The organism is Sinorhizobium glycinis, assembly GCF_001651865.1.
Taxonomy (GTDB): domain Bacteria; phylum Pseudomonadota; class Alphaproteobacteria; order Rhizobiales; family Rhizobiaceae; genus Sinorhizobium; species Sinorhizobium glycinis.
Genome location: NZ_LPUX01000060.1, coordinates 1 through 16,516, shown reverse-complemented (window position 1 = coordinate 16,516; position 16,516 = coordinate 1). Strand labels below are relative to the sequence as shown.

The 16,516-nt window shown below is 65.0% G+C and carries 11 protein-coding genes; 3 read left to right on the top strand and 8 right to left on the bottom strand.

Features of this window, described 5'->3' with window-relative positions:
* The first annotated feature begins 315 nt into the window (after positions 1 to 315).
* Positions 316 to 2,319: a hydantoinase/oxoprolinase N-terminal domain-containing protein gene (locus AU381_RS13675; protein WP_064242638.1), complete on the top strand. Its 2,004-nt coding sequence runs from the start codon at positions 316 to 318 to the stop codon at positions 2,317 to 2,319.
* A 272-nt stretch (positions 2,320 to 2,591) separates the two neighbouring features.
* Positions 2,592 to 4,757, top strand: coding sequence for a malate synthase G (locus AU381_RS13670; protein WP_064242303.1), 2,166 nt, complete (start codon positions 2,592 to 2,594; stop codon positions 4,755 to 4,757).
* Between the two features lie 240 nt (positions 4,758 to 4,997).
* Here the strand turns inward: AU381_RS13670 and AU381_RS13665 are convergent, their stop codons facing one another.
* Positions 4,998 to 5,672, bottom strand: a complete 675-nt coding sequence (locus AU381_RS13665; protein WP_064242302.1) for a L,D-transpeptidase — start codon at positions 5,670 to 5,672, stop codon at positions 4,998 to 5,000.
* 179 nt (positions 5,673 to 5,851) lie between these two features.
* Here AU381_RS13665 and AU381_RS13660 point away from each other — a divergent pair, with 179 nt between their 5' ends.
* The gene (locus AU381_RS13660; RefSeq protein WP_064242301.1) at positions 5,852 to 6,382 is read left to right on the top strand and encodes an MmcB family DNA repair protein; all 531 of its coding nucleotides are present in this window, start codon (positions 5,852 to 5,854) and stop codon (positions 6,380 to 6,382) included.
* 214 nt (positions 6,383 to 6,596) lie between these two features.
* Here the strand turns inward: AU381_RS13660 and AU381_RS13655 are convergent, their stop codons facing one another.
* The 7 genes from AU381_RS13655 to lhpI form a co-directional block, all read right to left on the bottom strand.
* Complete coding sequence (locus AU381_RS13655; protein WP_064242300.1) at positions 6,597 to 7,178, bottom strand: ActR/PrrA/RegA family redox response regulator transcription factor; 582 nt, start codon at positions 7,176 to 7,178, stop codon at positions 6,597 to 6,599.
* 188 nt (positions 7,179 to 7,366) lie between these two features.
* A complete protein-coding gene (locus tag AU381_RS13650) occupies positions 7,367 to 8,656 on the bottom strand; it encodes an ActS/PrrB/RegB family redox-sensitive histidine kinase (protein ID WP_064242299.1) in 1,290 nt (429 codons plus the stop codon).
* 67 nt (positions 8,657 to 8,723) lie between these two features.
* Positions 8,724 to 11,186, bottom strand: a complete 2,463-nt coding sequence (gene hrpB / locus AU381_RS13645; RefSeq protein WP_064242298.1) for an ATP-dependent helicase HrpB — start codon at positions 11,184 to 11,186, stop codon at positions 8,724 to 8,726.
* The gene (locus AU381_RS13640) at positions 11,183 to 11,848 is read right to left on the bottom strand and encodes an ATP-binding cassette domain-containing protein (protein ID WP_064242297.1); all 666 of its coding nucleotides are present in this window, start codon (positions 11,846 to 11,848) and stop codon (positions 11,183 to 11,185) included. The genes hrpB and AU381_RS13640 overlap by 4 nt, the downstream gene beginning before the upstream one ends.
* Complete coding sequence (locus AU381_RS13635) at positions 11,849 to 13,567, bottom strand: ABC transporter permease (RefSeq protein WP_064242296.1); 1,719 nt, start codon at positions 13,565 to 13,567, stop codon at positions 11,849 to 11,851.
* A complete protein-coding gene (locus AU381_RS13630; protein ID WP_064242637.1) occupies positions 13,551 to 14,780 on the bottom strand; it encodes an ABC transporter substrate-binding protein in 1,230 nt (409 codons plus the stop codon). Before AU381_RS13630 ends, AU381_RS13635 begins: the two co-directional genes overlap by 17 nt.
* A gap of 130 nt (positions 14,781 to 14,910) precedes the next feature.
* Positions 14,911 to 15,858 (bottom strand): bifunctional Delta(1)-pyrroline-2-carboxylate/Delta(1)-piperideine-2-carboxylate reductase, encoded by a 948-nt coding sequence (gene lhpI, locus AU381_RS13625; RefSeq protein WP_064242295.1) that lies wholly within the window; start codon positions 15,856 to 15,858, stop codon positions 14,911 to 14,913.
* Positions 15,859 to 16,516 lie beyond the last annotated feature (658 nt).

Below are 16,516 nucleotides of genomic sequence, written 5' to 3'. Positions count from 1 at the left end.
GGCATCTCCCCCACAAGGGGGGAGATTGGGCAGCAGCAAAGTCCTGCCCACAGCGAAACTTCTAACGGCCGAGTCGCCAATAAACGAAACGCAATTCGTCGCGCGGGACGTCGCCTCTTGCCGATCTCCCCCCTTGTGGGGGAGATGCCCGGCAGGGCAGAGGGGGGTACCCACCATGCGCAGTAGCCATCTCACCTGATCCGACCGCAAAGGTCGCTGCCACGCGATAGCCTTTCCCGGAAATATGCCTTATCACCGCACGATCCCTTCTTGTCCGGGCTTCGCCCGGTTCTCAATATTGGACTTAAGCAGCAAGTGACCTCGCATCTCCTTCTCGGCATCGATACTGGCGGCACCTATACCGACGCCGTCCTTTTTACCGAAGCGGCCGGCGTCGTCGCCAAGGCCAAGGCGCTGACGACCCGGCACGATCTTGCCGAAGGCATATCGGGAGCGGTGGAAGCCGTGCTCGAAAAGGCGAAGGTCCCCGTCTCGGCCATCAGCCTCGTCTCGCTCTCGACGACACTCGCCACCAATGCGCTCGTCGAAGGGCAGGGCGGCCGCGCCGGGCTGGTGATGATCGGCTTCGGCCCCGAGGATCTGAAGCGCGACGGCCTGCAGGAGGCGCTGGGGGCCGATCCGGTGATCTTCCTTCCCGGCGGCCATAACGTCCATGGCGGCGAGACACCGCTCGACATGAACGCGCTCGACGAGGCGCTGCCGTCGCTTGCCACCGAGGTGTCGTCCTTCGCGATCGCCGGCTACTTCGCGGTGCGCAACCCCGAGCATGAGAACCGAGTGCGCGAGCGCATCCGCGACGTCTCGCATCTGCCGGTCACCTGCAGCCATGAGCTCTCCTCCAAGCTCGGCGGTCCGAGGCGCGCGCTGACCACGCTTCTCAATGCCCGGCTGGTTTCGATGATCGACCGGCTGGTCGGCTCCTGCGAGGATTTCCTGAAGGCGCGCGGCATCGACGTGCCGATGATGGTGGTGCGCGGCGACGGCGCGCTGATCTCGGCCGCCGAGGCGCGGCTGCGGCCGATCGAGACGATCCTCTCCGGACCGGCCGCGAGCCTCGTCGGGGCGCGCTATCTGACCGGGCTCGAAAACGCCGTCGTCTCCGATATCGGCGGCACGACGACGGATGTCGCGGTTCTCGATGCCGGCCGCCCGCGGCTCGATGCGGACGGCGCCGTCGTCGGCGGCTTCCGCACCATGGTCGAGGCGGTCGCCATGCGCACCTACGGCCTTGGCGGCGATTCGGAGGTGAAGATCAACGATCGCGGACTAAAGGCGAGGATCGATCTCGGTCCGCGCCGCTTCCTGCCCTTGAGCCTTGCGGCGGCGCTGTATGGCGATGCGGTAATTTCCGTGCTCGACAGGCAGTTGCGGGCGACGCATGCCGGCCGCCATGACGGCCGTCTTGCGGTGCGCACCGGCTTGCCCGACCACTTGGCGCGCGGCCTGCAGCCTCAGGAGCAGGCCCTCTACGACAGGATCGGCGCGGTGCCGGTCACGCTCGCCGAGCTGATCGTCAGCACGCCGCAGAAGGCGACGCTTGACCGGCTCGTCGCCCGCGGACTGGTGCATATTTGCGCCCTGACGCCGTCCGACGCGATGCACGTGCTCGGCAAGCAATCGCAATGGAACACCGAGGCCGCGCTGCTCGGACTGAAGATCGCCGCCCGGACCAAGGACGGCTCCGGCCAGCCGATCGCCGGCTCTCCCGAGATGCTGGCGCGGATGATCGTCGACCGTCTGACGCGGCAATCCTCGGAGGTGATTCTGCAGGCCTGCTTGCATGAGGATGGCGCCGGCGCCATCGACCCGGCCGCTTCGCTGGCCGTCGACCGGGCGCTGAAGCGCGAGCCCGGCATCGTCCGCTTTTCGCTGGGCCTCGACCGCCCGCTCGTCGGCCTCGGGGCCTCCGCGCCGGTCTATTATCCGGCGATCGCCGAGATGCTGGCGACCGAAGCGGCAATTCCCGCGGAGGCCGGCGTCGCAAATGCCGTCGGTGCCGTCGTCGGCCAGGTGCGCGCCACCGTCACCGTCTTCGTGACGACGCCCGAGGAGGGCATTTTCATCGTCAACGGCGCCGGCGCGAGCGAACGCTTCATCGATCAGGACGAGGCCTTCGGAGTCGCCCGCCGCCGCGCCGAGACGATGGCGCTCGAGACGGCGCGCGCCAACGGCGCGGAAGAACCCGCCGCGACGGCTTGGGAGGAAATCGACGCCCCGGAGGTCGAGGGCAGCCGCAAGCTGGTCGAGGCACGCTTCATCGCTTCGGCAAGTGGCCGGCCGCGCATCGCGCACCACTAGATCACGATGATTTGGGTCGGATCGACCCAAGATCATTTTCTAAGAGTAGAGCGGAATGCGGGCGGAAGACTGCTTCGCACCTTTCCTCACCCCCTCCGATCTTTTCCGATTTGGAAATAATTCTTCGCATCCTTGCGGAATTGACAGCGAACGGTTTGATGAGAGACAGTCCGCGCGCGTGAGCGGGATCGGGAAAGGCTGAAGATGCTTTTCCGAATGCATCTCGCTCCTAATTGTTGGAATCTGGCATTGAGAGATTCAGGAGCTGCCGAATGGACCGCGTTGAGAAACATGATCTGAAGATCGATGCGGGCCTCCACCGCTTCCTGGTCGACGAGGCATTGCCGGGCACCGGCGTCGATCCGGACGATTTCTTTGCGGCCTTCTCGCAACTCGTTCACGATCTCGCACCGAAGAACCGCTCTCTTCTTGCCAAGCGCGACGACCTCCAGGAGAAGCTCGATGCCTGGTATCGCGAGCACGGCGCGCCGGTCGATATCGATGCCTATCAGGCCTTCCTGAAGGAGATCGGCTATCTCCAGCCGGAGGGACCGGATTTTTCCGTGTCGACCGCCAATGTCGATGCCGAGATCGCAACCATTGCCGGGCCGCAGCTCGTCGTGCCGGTGATGAATGCGCGCTACGCGCTGAACGCCGCCAATGCGCGCTGGGGGTCACTCTACGACGCGCTCTACGGCACCGATGCGATTCCCGATACTGACGGGGGCGAGCGCGGCAAGGGCTACAATCCGGCGCGCGGCGCCAAGGTCATTGCCTGGTCACGCGATTTTCTCGACGCAAGCGCTCCGCTCGCCGAGGGGCGCTGGAACGAGGTCATTGCGCTTGCTGTCGATGGGGCTGCGCTGTCGCTGACCCTGACGGGCGGCGCCCGGACGACGCTTCGCAATCCGGCTCAGTTCGCCGGCTATTCCGGCTCGGCTGGGGCGCCTTCCGAGATCGTGCTGACCCGGAACAATCTTCACGTCGTGATCGTTCTCGACGCAACGACGCCGATCGGAAAGGCCGATGCGGCCGGTATTTCCGACATCATCCTCGAATCGGCGATCACCACGATCATGGACTGCGAGGACTCCATTGCGGCCGTCGACGCCGAGGACAAGGTCGTCGTCTATCGCAACTGGCTCGGCCTGATGAAGGGCGACCTCGAGGAAGAGGTTGCCAAGGGCGGCAGCAAGTTCACGCGCAAGCTGAACGCCGACCGCGTCTTCACCAGCCCAGATGGCACGACGCTGACCTTGCCGGGCCGCTCGCTGATGCTGGTACGCAATGTCGGGCATCTGATGACCAACCCGGCGATCCTCGACCGTGACGGCCGCGAGGTGCCCGAAGGCCTGATCGATGCCATGGTGACGGCGCTGATCGCGCTGCACGACATCGGCCCGAACGGCCGGCGGGCAAATTCGCGCTCGGGCTCGATGTATGTCGTCAAGCCGAAGATGCACGGACCCGAGGAAGTCGCCTTCGCCTGCGAGATTTTTTCGCGCGTCGAGGCCGCACTTGAGCTGCCCGCGAACACCATCAAGATGGGCATCATGGACGAGGAACGGCGCACCACCGTCAATCTCAAGGAATGCATCCGCGCCGCCCGCGACCGTGTCGTCTTCATCAATACCGGCTTCCTCGACCGAACCGGCGACGAGATCCATACCTCGATGGAAGCCGGCCCGATGATCCGCAAGGGCGACATGAAGCAGGCGGCCTGGATCGGCGCCTACGAGAACTGGAACGTCGATATCGGCCTCGCATGCGGGCTTTCCGGCCGCGCCCAGATCGGCAAGGGCATGTGGGCGATGCCGGACCTGATGGCCGCGATGCTGGAGCAGAAGATCGCCCATCCGAAGGCCGGCGCCAACACCGCCTGGGTTCCCTCGCCAACGGCCGCGACGCTGCATGCGACGCACTATCACCGGGTCGACGTCGCCGAAGTGCAGGCGGGTCTCAAGAGCCGGCCGCGTGCAAAGCTCGCCGATATTCTCTCGGTGCCCGTGGCGGCCCGGCCGAACTGGACCGAAGAAGAGATCCAGCGCGAACTCGACAACAATGCCCAGGGCATCCTCGGCTATGTCGTGCGCTGGATCGACCAGGGCGTCGGCTGCTCCAAGGTTCCCGACATCAACAACGTCGGCCTGATGGAAGACCGCGCGACGCTGCGCATCTCGGCGCAGCACATGGCCAATTGGCTGCACCACGGCATCGTCAGCGAGGCGCAGATCGTCGAGACGATGAAGCGGATGGCGGCAATCGTCGACCAGCAGAATGCCGGCGATCCGAGCTACGCGCCGATGGCCGGCCGTTTCGACGATTCGATCGCCTTCCAGGCGGCGTTGGACCTGGTGCTCAAAGGCCGCGAGCAGCCGAACGGCTACACCGAACCGGTACTGCATCGCCGGCGGCTGGAGTGGAAGGTGAAGGCGTAAGAAACGGTCACGGAGGGCTACGCCCCTCATCCCGCTGCCGCGACCTTCTCCCCGCAAGCGGGGCGAAGGAGACTCGCCGCGGCCTCTCAAGTCCCCTCTTCCCGCCTGCGGGGAGAGGGTTAGTCCTCGGGTTAAACCCGAGGAGAGGGGCAGCCGAGACGACCACGCTCACCGTCAACGACAAAACGAAAGGGCCGCGGGCATCGACCGGCGGCCCTTCGCATTTCAAGCTGTAGATACTTACTGCTGCACGACGACTCGCGTGTTTCGACCGGGGCGAACCCGCGAATAAAGATCGATGATGTCCTGGTTCATCAGGCGGATGCAGCCGGATGAGGCGGCCGTCCCGATCGAGGCCCATTCCGGCGTGCCGTGCAGGCGGAAGAGCGTGTCCCTGCCTTCCTCGTTGAAGAGGTAGAGCGCGCGTGCGCCGAGCGGGTTGGTGATCCCGGGGCCCATGCCCTCTTCGACATATTTGGCGACTTCCGGCTTTCGTTCGGCCATTTCCTTCGGCGGATGCCAGGTCGGCCATTCCTGCTTCCAGGCGATATAGGCCTCGCCTTCCCAGGCGAAACCGGCCTTGCCGACGCCGATGCCGTAGCGCACCGCCTTGCCGCCCGGCAGCACGTAATAGAGGAAGCGATTGGGCGTGTTGACGACAATCGTGCCCGGCCGCTCCTTGGTGTCGTAATCGACGATCTGGCGGTGGAAACGCTGGTCGAGGCGGTTGATGGGGATCGCCGGCAACGGATAGCCGTGGTCCTCGACGGCGCCATAATTGCCAGTAAAGATCTGGTTGGTCGCCACTTTCTGGCCCTCGGGAGCAGAGCCTGCGGTGGACGTCGTTTGCGAGCAGCCGGCGATGAAGACAGTCGCCGCCAGACTGCACAAAAGGAGAGCGTTGCGGAAGCGCATGGGGGTCTCGTAAAAGGGGATCAGGAAATCTCGGGGGGAGGGTGCCCGGCCGCCAGCTTATTTGCGATTGCAGTGCCCTGCGCAAGAGATCGCGTGGCCGCAATTCGGCCGAAATGTGCAAATTCCGTGACGATGGTTTTTTTGCAACAAGGCGATGTGACAAGACCCGGAGTGGGACGATGACGATCCTATCGATCCATGGCGACAATCCGCTCTGCGACGGACGTCAGTCCGAGCGGGCGCTGAAGGTGCGCCGCGGCGTACAGCGGTTGTTCATGGAATTGCGCCACGCGGTGCTGCCGGAACTGACGCTTGCCAGCGGCCGGCGTGCCGACCTGATCTCGATTTCCCCGAAAGGCGAGATCTGGATCGTCGAGATCAAGACGTCGATCGAGGACTTTCGTGTCGACCGCAAGTGGCCGGACTACCGCCTCCATTGCGATCGCCTGTTCTTCGCCACCCATGCGCAGGTGCCGCTGGAGATATTCCCGGAGGAATGCGGACTGCTCCTCTCCGATGGCTACGAAGCGCATATGCTGCGAGAAGCGCCGGAGCATCGCCTGGCACCGGCGACGCGCAAATCGTTGACCCAGGCCTTTGCCCGCACGGCGGCGCAGCGCCTGATGGTTGCCGAATGGGCGGCCGAGAGAAACGGCGAGCTGGGCCAATCGATTCGCGATATCGTCGCCGGCACGCGAGATGAGCCGTAGCGTTAGAGGGAGATTGGCCCCTCACCCTAACCCTCTCCCCGCGAGCGGGGAGAGGGGACGAGTGTGCCGTTCTTCCTTCCCGACGCAAGATGCAGTGAAGGAGCTGGTCAGGCGCCCCGAGTCCCCTTCGCCCCGCCTGCGGGGAGAAGGTGCCGGCAGGCGGATGAGGGGCACCCGAGCACGCGGACGAGAGGGGGAAACCGGCACACGCCGCCTATTTCGGTGCCCGCTTCGCCAGGATTCGCTGCAGTGTGCGGCGGTGCATGTTGAGCCGCCGCGCCGTTTCCGAGACGTTGCGTTCGCACATTTCGTAGACGCGCTGGATATGTTCCCAGCGCACGCGATCGGCCGACATCGGGTTTTCCGGCAGTTCGACGCGCTCGCCCTGGCGCCGCACGAGGGCGGCGAAAATCTCGTCGGCGTCCGCCGGTTTGGCGAGATAGTCGAGCGCTCCGAGCTTCACCGCGTTCACCGCGGTGGCGATATTGCCGTATCCGGTGAGCACGATCATCCGGGTGTCGTCGCGGCGGCCACGGATTGCCTCGATCACGTCGAGCCCGCTGCCGTCGCCGAGCCTCAGATCGATGACCGCATGTTTGGGCGGCTGCGTCTTGGCCTTGGCGATACCCTCGGCGACCGATTCGGCGATCTCGACCGTGAAGCCGCGCGCCTCCATGGCGCGCGCCAGGCGGCGCAGGAAAGGCCCGTCGTCATCGACGATCAAAAGCGTCCGATCCGGTCCGATCAGTTCGGCATCTGCTGGGGTGACGTGAGCACCCGTCGATTTTTCGATCATTCTTTCAAATCCGGAGCCAAAACTTGGGCGGTTGCGCTGAAACTATGTGGGTTTTTCCCACTACAGCGCCGTGCGTCTTATCAAACGCACAAAGGTCGCTGTAGCACTTTGAAACGCTGCATGTTTTTATCCTTAAATCGAGTACGATTTAAGGAAACATGCAGTGGTCTTCAATAAACTGCCATAAATCACTTCGCCAGTTTCGTATCCATCAGCGCGCGCGGCCATTCGACGCTGACCCGGGCACCGGGGCTATTCTCAAAACGCAGCCTGGCACCGGATCGCTCCAGCAGCGTCTTGGCGATGAAGAGGCCGAGCCCCAACCCTCCGGCGCTGTCTTCCTTCTGTCGCCGCGTGACGTATGGCTCACCGATCCTTGCGAGGATATCCGGCGAGAAGCCATCGCCATCGTCCTCGATCGTCACCTTGACGCGCTCCGCCGTGTGTTCGACCGTCACCGTCACCGCCTCCCGCGCATAGTCGACGGCATTTTCGAGAAGATTGCCGAGGCCGTAGAGGATGCCCGCATTTCGATTGCCGACCGGCTCGCCGGCGCGGTCGCCTTTCTCGACGAGCCTGATCTGGATGCCGAATTCGCGATGCGGCGCCATCACCTCCTCGATCAGCGAGGAGAGTGGCAAGAGCCGCATGTGCTCCTCGCTTTCGGAGGATAGCGTCGTCAGGCGTTTCAGAATGTCGCGGCAGCGCTCGCTCTGGCTTCGCAGCAGGTGGACGTCCTCGCCGAAACGCGGATCGTCGCCAAGCTCCCGTTCCATCTCCTTGGCGACGACGGTGATCGTCGCAAGCGGCGTGCCGAGTTCGTGAGCGGCGGCGGCCGCGAGTCCGTCGAGCTGCGACAGGTGCTTCTCGCGCTGGAGCACGAGTTCGGTTGCCGTCAGCGCCTCGGAAAGCTCGCTCGCTTCGAGCGATACGCGGTAGGTGTAGAAGGCGGCAAAGGCCGTCATCGAGACGATCGCGAACCAGATGCCCGCCGTCAGTACGCGCGGCATCAACAGCACCGTGCCGGGATACCAGGGAAGCGGGAAGGGCGAGAAGGCGAGCGCGGTGACGCCGATCACCGCGAAACCGGCGAGCACGATGCTGTGCGGCTTCGGCTGCGAGGCCGACGAGATGATCACCGGCACGCACAGCAGCGGCGCAAAGGGATTGGCAAGCCCACCGGTGATGAAAAGCAGCGCCGTCAGCTGCGCGAGATCGAGACCGAGCAGCACGAAAGCGGCTGCCGCAGTCAGGCGATGCGTTGGCGGGAATCGGATGGTCAGAAAGACATTGAGCAGCGCAAGGCTGGCGATCAGCAGTGAGCAGGAAACGAGCGGGAGGGGAAACTGCAGCCAAAGAGCCGTGACGATGACGGCGACGGCCTGGCCGCCGACCGCCAGCCAGCGCAGACGCACGAGCGTCTGCAGCCTGAGGCTGCGATTGCTGTTGAGTTCGTTGTCGAGTGTCATCGTCGCCATTCTACCCGCCGGTCCCCTCGTGCGCCCGCTACAAAGTCTATCGCGATACGGGAACGACAAACCAGCCTTATGTGCCGCGCGGCTTGGCGCGCGTCGTCGGCACGGCGTTGGCCGGGTCCTCCGGCCACGGATGCTTGGGATAGCGCCCGCGCATGTCGGCTCGGACGTCCTTCCAGGAGCCGGCCCAGAAGCCCGGCAGGTCGCGCGTCGTCTGGATCGGCCGCTGGCCGGGCGAGATCAGTTCGAGCAGCAGCGGCAGCCGCCCGTCGCCGATCGCCGGATGCGCCTTGAGCCCGAAGAGTTCCTGGACGCGGATCGAAAGCAGCGGTTCGTCGCCGTCGTAATGGATCGGGTGGCGCTGGCCGGTCGGCGCCTCGAAATGTGTGGGAGCGAGCCTCGCGAGATCGCGCTGCAGCTCATAGGGAACGAGCGACATCAGACCGTCGGTGAGGTCGCGGGCCTTGATTCCGTCGATGCCGCCGGCCTCCCCTTGAAACGGTACGAACCATTCATCGAGACGGGAAATGAGCGCCGTATCCGACATGTCGGGCCAGGGCTCGCCGATCAAGCGGTGAAGAAAGCCGATGCGGTCGCGCAATTGATCCACGTCCTTCGGAAACGGCACGGCAGCCAGTCCCAACTGGCGAACGCCGTCTGCGATCGCCCGGGCGGCTGCCTCGCCCCGCGGTCGCGGCAGCGGCGCCTCGTCGAAAATGATCGCCCCGAGCCGGGTCACACGGCGCGCCCTGACCTGGCGGCTCGCCCGGTCGAAGAAGCTTTGCTCCTCCGTGACGATCGCCTCGGGCATATGCGACTCGACATCGGCCCTGGTGATTTCCGCAGCCGCCAGCACCCGCTGGGCGCCGGCTCGTCCCGTCAGGTCGGCGATCACCAGCATCCCTGCCGCGGCCAGCCGCTCGGTCTCCGGCACTTCCGCGCCGCGGCCGTTGGCCATCACGAAGCGGCCGCGGCCGCCGCGCTGGAGCGCAATTCGATCCGGAAAGGCGTGCATGAGCAGCGGACCCGGCGGGGCCGGCTCGCCCCTGGCCCTCGACGCGGCGAGGTCCGCGGCCATGCGTCTAGCAAGCCCCCGCGCCGCCTCCGCCCGGTCGGTCCGCTCGCTCCGGAACCGCCGCATCCGATCCTCGATGTCGAGGCTGTTGCCGCCAAGGCCCTGCTCGGTCAGCATTACCGCGAGGAGGCAGGCTTCGTGCGCCTGCCCCTCTTCCGCCGCCGAAACGGCCATCGCCGCCAGCCTGACGGGCAAGGCCAGATCGCGGATGATCCGCCCCCTCGGCGTCAACGCCCCATGCGTGTCGAGCGCCCCCAGTTCGACGAGCAGGCTGCGCGCTTCGCGCAGCGTCGTTTCCGGCGGCGGATCGATGAAGTTCAGTGACGACGGGTCGGCGACGCCCCAATGGGCAAGGTCGAGCAGCAGGCCTGAAAGATCGCTGGCGAGAATCTGCGGCGGCGTGAAGGCGGCGAGCGCGGCCGTCTGGCCGGCGTGCCACAGCCGGATGGCGACGCCCGGCTCGGTTCGCCCGGCGCGGCCGGCACGCTGGTCGGCGGAGGCCCGCGACACGCGGACGGTCTCCAGCCGCGTGATCCCGGTCGATGCCTCGAAGACAGGAAGCCGCTGCAGGCCGCTGTCGACGACGATGCGCACCCCGTCGATGGTGATCGAGGTCTCGGCGATCGAGGTCGCCAGCACGATCTTGCGCATGCCCGTGGGCGGCGGCCGGATCGCCGCATCCTGCTCCTTCTGGCTGAGATTTCCGTAGAGCGGGACGATCACCGTGTTCTGGTCGAAACGGCCGGCGAGGCGCTCTGCCGTGCGCGTGATTTCGGCCTGGCCCGGCAGGAAGGCGAGGATCGAGCCCTCCTCGGACCGGTGCGCCTCGACAATTGTGCGGACCACCGCATCCTCGACGCTTTCACCAGTGCCTCTGCTTTCGTAGCGGACGTCGATCGGGTAGCTCCGTCCCTCGCTCTGAAGAACCGGCGCATCCCCAAGCAGTCCGGCGACGCGGTCGACATCGAGCGTCGCGGACATGACGATGATCTTCAAATCGTCGCGCAGCGCCGATTGCACGTCGAGCGCCAGCGCCAGACCAAAATCGGCGTCGAGCGAGCGCTCGTGAAACTCGTCGAAAAGGACCGCCGAAACGCTGGCGAGTTCCGGATCGTCGAGGATCATCCGGGTGAAGACGCCTTCGGTCACCACCTCGATCCGCGTCTTCGCCGAAATGCGGTTGTCGAGCCGCATGCGGTAGCCGACGGTTTCGCCCAGCTTCTCCCCGAGCAGCTCGGCCATCCGCCCGGCCGCAGCCCGAGCCGCGAGCCGCCGCGGCTCGAGCAGGATGATCTTGCCGCCGTTCAACCACGGCTGATCAAGCAGGAAAAGCGGCACCAGCGTCGTCTTGCCGGCCCCGGGCGGCGCGGACAATACGGCGGATGGCGATACTCCGAGCGTTTCGCCAAGCGCAGGCAGGATCTCCCGGACGGGGAGGGGCGGAAGCTCGCACCTCATGGCTTCTCCTCCCCGCCGATTTCGATCACCCTGCCGCCGGCGGCCTCCGCATCGGCGCTGTCGTGGGTGACAAGGAGGGCGGGCAGGCCCGCCGCCTTCGCCCTGGAAAAAACGAGCTCGCGCATCTGCTGCCTCAGCGCCGCGTCGAGCTTCGAGAAGGGCTCGTCGAGCAGCAGGAAGTGCGGGGCCGAGACCAGCACCCGCTGCAGCGCCACCCGCGCCTTCTGGCCGCCCGAGAGCGTTTCGGGATCGCGGTCGAAGAAACCGGCGAGCCCGACCTCGTCGAGCGCCCGCTCGGCAAGCGCGCGCCGCGCCTCACGTCCCCTGACCGCAGGCGGTATGGCGAACACAATGTTGCCGCCGACAGAGAGGTGGGGGAACAACAGGGGATCTTGGAACAGTATGCCGGCGTGCCGCCGGTTGGCGGGAACGACCGTCAGGTCTCCCTTGCCGATCAGCAGCCGCCCGCTGGCGTCGAATGCCGGATCGAGGAAGCCGCCCGCAAAGGCGAGCAAGGCGGATTTGCCGGAGCCGGACGGTCCCATGATCGTCAGAACCTCGCCCGGCATCACCGTCGCCGAAACGGCAAGCAGGGTCCGTCCCGCCAGCCGGATGGTCACGTCCGCCAGCGTCAGGGGTCTTGTCTCGGCGATGTCCAGCATTCATGTCCTCATTGCCCGGCGGTTGCGGAATAGCAACTGGGGGCCAAGCGAGGCAATGAGAAATGCGAGGAAGGGCAGGGATGCCTGGACGAGCGCATAGACGCCGATCACCCGCCGGTCACCGCCTGACGAAAGCGCCACCGCCTCGGTGGCGATCGTCGTCAGCCGCCCCGCACCGATCAGCAACGTCGGAAGATAGAGGCTGATGGAGACCGAAAAGCCGACGGCAAAGGCGGTAAGGCATGCGCGAAGAAGGAGCGGCAGTCGGACAGTCAACAAGATTTGCAGCGAGGGCTTGCCGAAGCCGGCCGCGATGTTTTCAAAACGCCGATCGAGCTCGCGCCACGGCGCCGAAAGCGACAGCAAGACGTAAGGCAGGACGAACAGGAAATGCACCGCCAGCACGCTTGCAAAGGCTGGCTTCAGCCCTGCCGAGACGATCAGGATCTGTAAGCCGAATACGAAGCTGATCTCCGGCAGCAACAGGGGAAGATAGAGCAATCGGTAGCGAGGCCCGTTCCCGCCACGGCCCGACGCGCCATTGTGATGGAGCAGCAGGATGGCGGAAAGCAGGGCGAGCGCCGCCGCCGCCAGAGCGAGCGCGATCGTGGTTTGGAGTGCCGGCCAGAGCTGCGGCAGGGTGCGCAGCCAGGTTTGCGGGGTCAACTCTGCCGGCAAGTCATTCGGAAACGGCCAGAGCCCGGCGACCGACCAGATGCAGAGGATCGCGATGCCGAGAAAGATGAGAGCGGCGCAGGCGGCCATTGCGCAAGCCGAGACGAACCGAGGCACGGCGTCGTTTCGCAGGCGCCGTCCTGAATAGGTCAGCCGAGCGAGGGCAAATCGTCCCAGCCGCTCGACGAGGAGCCAGATCACCACCGCCGCAAGGACGATCGCCAACTGCAGCAGGGCGGCCGCCGAGGCGAGAAACCGTGCGCCGAGGTCGTGATCCGCCGTCCATTGGGCGATCCGCACCGGCAGCGTTGCCGGCAGTTGCGGCCCGAGGATGATGGCGAGGTCGACAACGGAGACGGAGTAGACAAGGACCGCGAACACCGCCAGGCGGATCTGACGGTAGAGGGCCGGCCAGAGGCTGACGAGAAAGCCGCCCAGGCGCCCGTAGCCAAGCGCCGCTGTCAATTGTCGAGATTGGCGAAGCGGGAGCTGCGGCAAAGCTGCAAGCGCGATCAGGAAGAGGAAAGGAACTTCCTTGGTGATCAGTCCCGCGACCATCGACAAGCCGAGCGGATCGTTCGGAACGAGCCATTGCGGTGGCCGCGTGAAGCCCGTCAGTTCCGGCGAAACCAGCCGAACGAGAAAGCCCGACGGCGCCACGAGGAACGCCAGCGCAAAGGCGGCGGCCGCATGCGGAACAGCGAGCAACGGGGATACCAAATGCTGAATCCGCGAAAAGACCGGCGTCCCGGCAAAGCCCGCCAGGAAAGTGCCGACGATCGCAACGGCGGCGCCGGTTGTGGCAAGGCCGGCCAGGAGACCGGTGAGGCTGGAGCGCAGGATATGCGGCTGGCTGGCAAGCTCGGCGAAATGGTCGCGTTTCAACCCCGAACCGCCGAGCGCCGGAAGATAGCCGAATGCCGGCAGGATGACCCCCGCCAGGCCGGCAAGGATCGGCAGCCCCAGGATGAGGGCAAGAAGCGTGTCCGCGGTAAGAGCGCGCGATCCTGCCCGCGGCGCCTTGATCCTAATTCGCTGCCCCATATCGCCGGATCCATTCAGCCTCGATCCGCGTCATCCAGTCCGGGTGCGGTTCGTCGAGCGCCGGTCCGAGTTCGTCGGGATTCAGCGTGGCGATGCCGAGGTCCAGACTTTCGAAAGCGGATCGATCCTCGGGTGAAAGCTTTGCCAGCGAAAGAACGGTCGGGTCGCCCCAGACCTTCGGATCCTGCTTGCGCAGCTGCGCTTCGGGCGAAAGCAGGAAATCGGCAAGCAGCAGCGCGCCGGCCTTCGCCGTCGCGTTGTAGGGGATGGCAAGGAAATGCGCGTTGCCGAGCGTGCCGCCGGAAAAGACGAAGGAGCGCACCGTCTCCGGAAGCTCGCCATTGGCGATTGCCGATGACGCTTCCGCCGGATTGAAGGCGAAGATGATATCGAGTTCGCCATCGGCGAGCTTCTGTTTCATGTCGGGGTAATTCTGCGGATAGGCTTTCCCTTGCCGCCACAGAAGCGGGGTCAGCCTGTCGAGATATGCGAACAAGGGCGCGGCATCGGTCGCGAAGGTCGCGACGTCGACCGGGCGCTGCAGCTTGGCCTTGTCGTCTATGAGTTCGACCAACACCTGCTTCAGGAAGGACGTGCCGGTGAAATCCGGCGGCTGCGGATAGGAGAAGCGGCCCGGATTGGCCTCCGCCCATTTCAGGAGGCCTGCGGCTGAATCGGGCAGGTCGACTTTCGGCGTTCGGGCCGAATCATGGAAGAATACGAGTTTGGCGCCGCCCCAGGGGCTCTCCAGTCCCTCGGTCGGAATAGTGAAATCCCTGAGCACAGTCGGCTTGGTTTCGTGATCGACATAGCGCCAGTTCGGCAGCCTCGTCGCCCAGCCGGGGCCGAAGAGAAGGCCTTCGCGTTTCATCGCCGCGAAGTTTTCGCCGTTGATCCAGATGAGGTCGACGGCGCCGTCGTCGTTCTTCCCCGCCGCCTTTTCCGCAACGACCGTCGCGACCGCTTTCGCCGTATCGTCGAGCTTCACATGCACGACGTCGACGTCGTAGCGGGCCTTCATCTCGCCGCCCGCCCAGCGGATATAGGCGTTGATGTTGTCGGAGCCGCCCCAGGCGTTGAAATAGACCGTCTGGCCCTTCGCTTCGGCGACGACGGCCTCCCAATCGCCAGCGTCGGTGGCGGACGCATCGACCGCAAAACCAAGCGCCAGCGTCGCCGCCGCGATGATGATTTTTCCTGCCCGCCGGATCATATGGCTGCCGCTTCCTCCCGCCTTGCTGTTGACCGAAAGTACGGCAAGGCCATCCGGCGTCAATGCAGGTCGCTGCGGTCCGATGTCACGTTTCGGTGAAGCGCCTGCCGGACAAGGCAGAGCCTCGGACCTATGCCTTGGCCAGACGCGCCTCGAAGGCGAGCACGGCGCCGGCAAGATCTTCGAGGGCGGCGCCGACGGACTTGAACAGCGTGATTTCGTCCGGTGCGGTGCGTCCTGGATGTGTGCCGCGGGCAAGCTCGAAAAGGTCGGCACGGATTGCGGCTTCCGTGATGATGCCGGCCTTGAGCGGCTGGACGATATCGCCGCCTTCGCTGAGCGCGCCCGCGCGCGTGTCGACGAAGATCGTGGCGCGGGCGACGGCGCGGTCGTCCGATTCGCGCATCGTCGGCTTGAAGGCGCCGATCAGATCGAGATGCGCGCCGGGCTTCAGCCAGTCGCCGCGGATCAGCGGCTCGGAAGAGAGCGTCGCGCAGGAGATGATATCCGCCTCGCACGCAGCCGCCTCGAGATCCGTCGCAACCGAAACCGCAACGCCCTCGAGGTCGAGTTCCCTCGCGGTCGCCTCGGCTTTCCTCGGGTCGCGGCCCCAGACCGCCACCTCTCGGATCGGGCGGACGGAGGCGTGCGCCTCGATGAGATTGGCCGAAAGCCGTCCGGTTCCGACCATCAAGAGCCGGCTCGCATCTCCGCACGCCAGGTAACGGGCCGCGAGCGCGGAAGCCGCGGCTGTTCGCCGGGCCGTCAGCTCGCCGCCGTCGACGATCGCCAGCAACTCGCCGGTCTTGCCGGAGGAAAGCAGGTAGCTGCCATGAATCGCCGGCAGGCCGCGGGTCTGGTTGCCGGGAAAGACCGAAACCATCTTGACGCCGATATAGGCGCCTGGCTGCCAGGCGGGCATGAGGAGCAGCGTCGCATCCGCCTCGCCGGGCACTTCGACATCGTGATGATGGCGCACCGGCATGACGCATCCTTTTGCGAACATGTCATGAAGCGCCTGGACGAGCCCCTCCCAGGGCAGAGCCGCGCGTGTCTGAGCCGTATCCAGTACCAGCATTTCCGAATTCTCCTCTCTAAGATGCGCCGGAGACTAGCAGCCTTTGGCGACCGCGGAAAAGCGGCTTCGACGGCGAGCATATCGCGTTTCAACGCGAGAATGCGCGAGACGAGGCGATTTTACCAAACGATCAACATTTCGCGGCCGACCTTAGGGCCGATTCCCGACGCGCTTCGAGGTCATTTAAAATACATCTTTAAAATCAGCAACTTGTCGTTTTTTGAAGTTTTTTTGAAGAAGGTTGTTGACGTCTCAAAGGGTGTGGGTCTATAAGCCCAATCACTGACGAGGGCGGCGGCGCTGCTGGCGACGACGACTTTCGCTCTAGAGTTTCCTTACGGATTGGCGCTGCTGATTTAGGGGCTGGGACGCGAGTTTTGGCTTGATTGGGAACGTTGACGGGACTTTCTGTTTCGTCGGTTATTTGACAATTGAAGATAGAGAAAGAGAAACGTGGGCGGCGGAGCTCGCGGGACCTGAGAGATCGGGTCCTGGAAAGAGACTTTGGCGGTCACGTTTATCAAGAGACTACACCAGTTTTCTCGGTGCCGACTTAGGTTGGTGCCGATTGAAGAAGGGTGTGAGTTCTCGTCGATTCAGACGTGACGTAATGCCAATGATTGAATTCTCAACTTGAGAGTTTGATCCTGGCTCAGAA

Excerpts from the sequence above, each read along its gene's own strand:
- AU381_RS13630 (WP_064242637.1), bottom strand. The coding sequence starts at position 14,780 with ATGATCCGGCGGGCAGGAAAAATCATCATCGCGGCGGCGACGCTGGCG.
- hrpB (WP_064242298.1), bottom strand. The coding sequence starts at position 11,186 with ATGAGGTGCGAGCTTCCGCCCCTCCCCGTCCGGGAGATCCTGCCTGCG.
- AU381_RS13670 (WP_064242303.1), top strand. The coding sequence starts at position 2,592 with ATGGACCGCGTTGAGAAACATGATCTGAAGATCGATGCGGGCCTCCAC.
- AU381_RS13665 (WP_064242302.1), bottom strand. The coding sequence starts at position 5,672 with ATGCGCTTCCGCAACGCTCTCCTTTTGTGCAGTCTGGCGGCGACTGTC.
- AU381_RS13635 (WP_064242296.1), bottom strand. The coding sequence starts at position 13,567 with ATGGGGCAGCGAATTAGGATCAAGGCGCCGCGGGCAGGATCGCGCGCT.
- AU381_RS13655 (WP_064242300.1), bottom strand. The coding sequence starts at position 7,178 with ATGATCGAAAAATCGACGGGTGCTCACGTCACCCCAGCAGATGCCGAA.
- AU381_RS13640 (WP_064242297.1), bottom strand. The coding sequence starts at position 11,848 with ATGCTGGACATCGCCGAGACAAGACCCCTGACGCTGGCGGACGTGACC.
- lhpI (WP_064242295.1), bottom strand. The coding sequence starts at position 15,858 with ATGCTGGTACTGGATACGGCTCAGACACGCGCGGCTCTGCCCTGGGAG.
- AU381_RS13650 (WP_064242299.1), bottom strand. The coding sequence starts at position 8,656 with ATGGCGACGATGACACTCGACAACGAACTCAACAGCAATCGCAGCCTC.
- AU381_RS13660 (WP_064242301.1), top strand. The coding sequence starts at position 5,852 with ATGACGATCCTATCGATCCATGGCGACAATCCGCTCTGCGACGGACGT.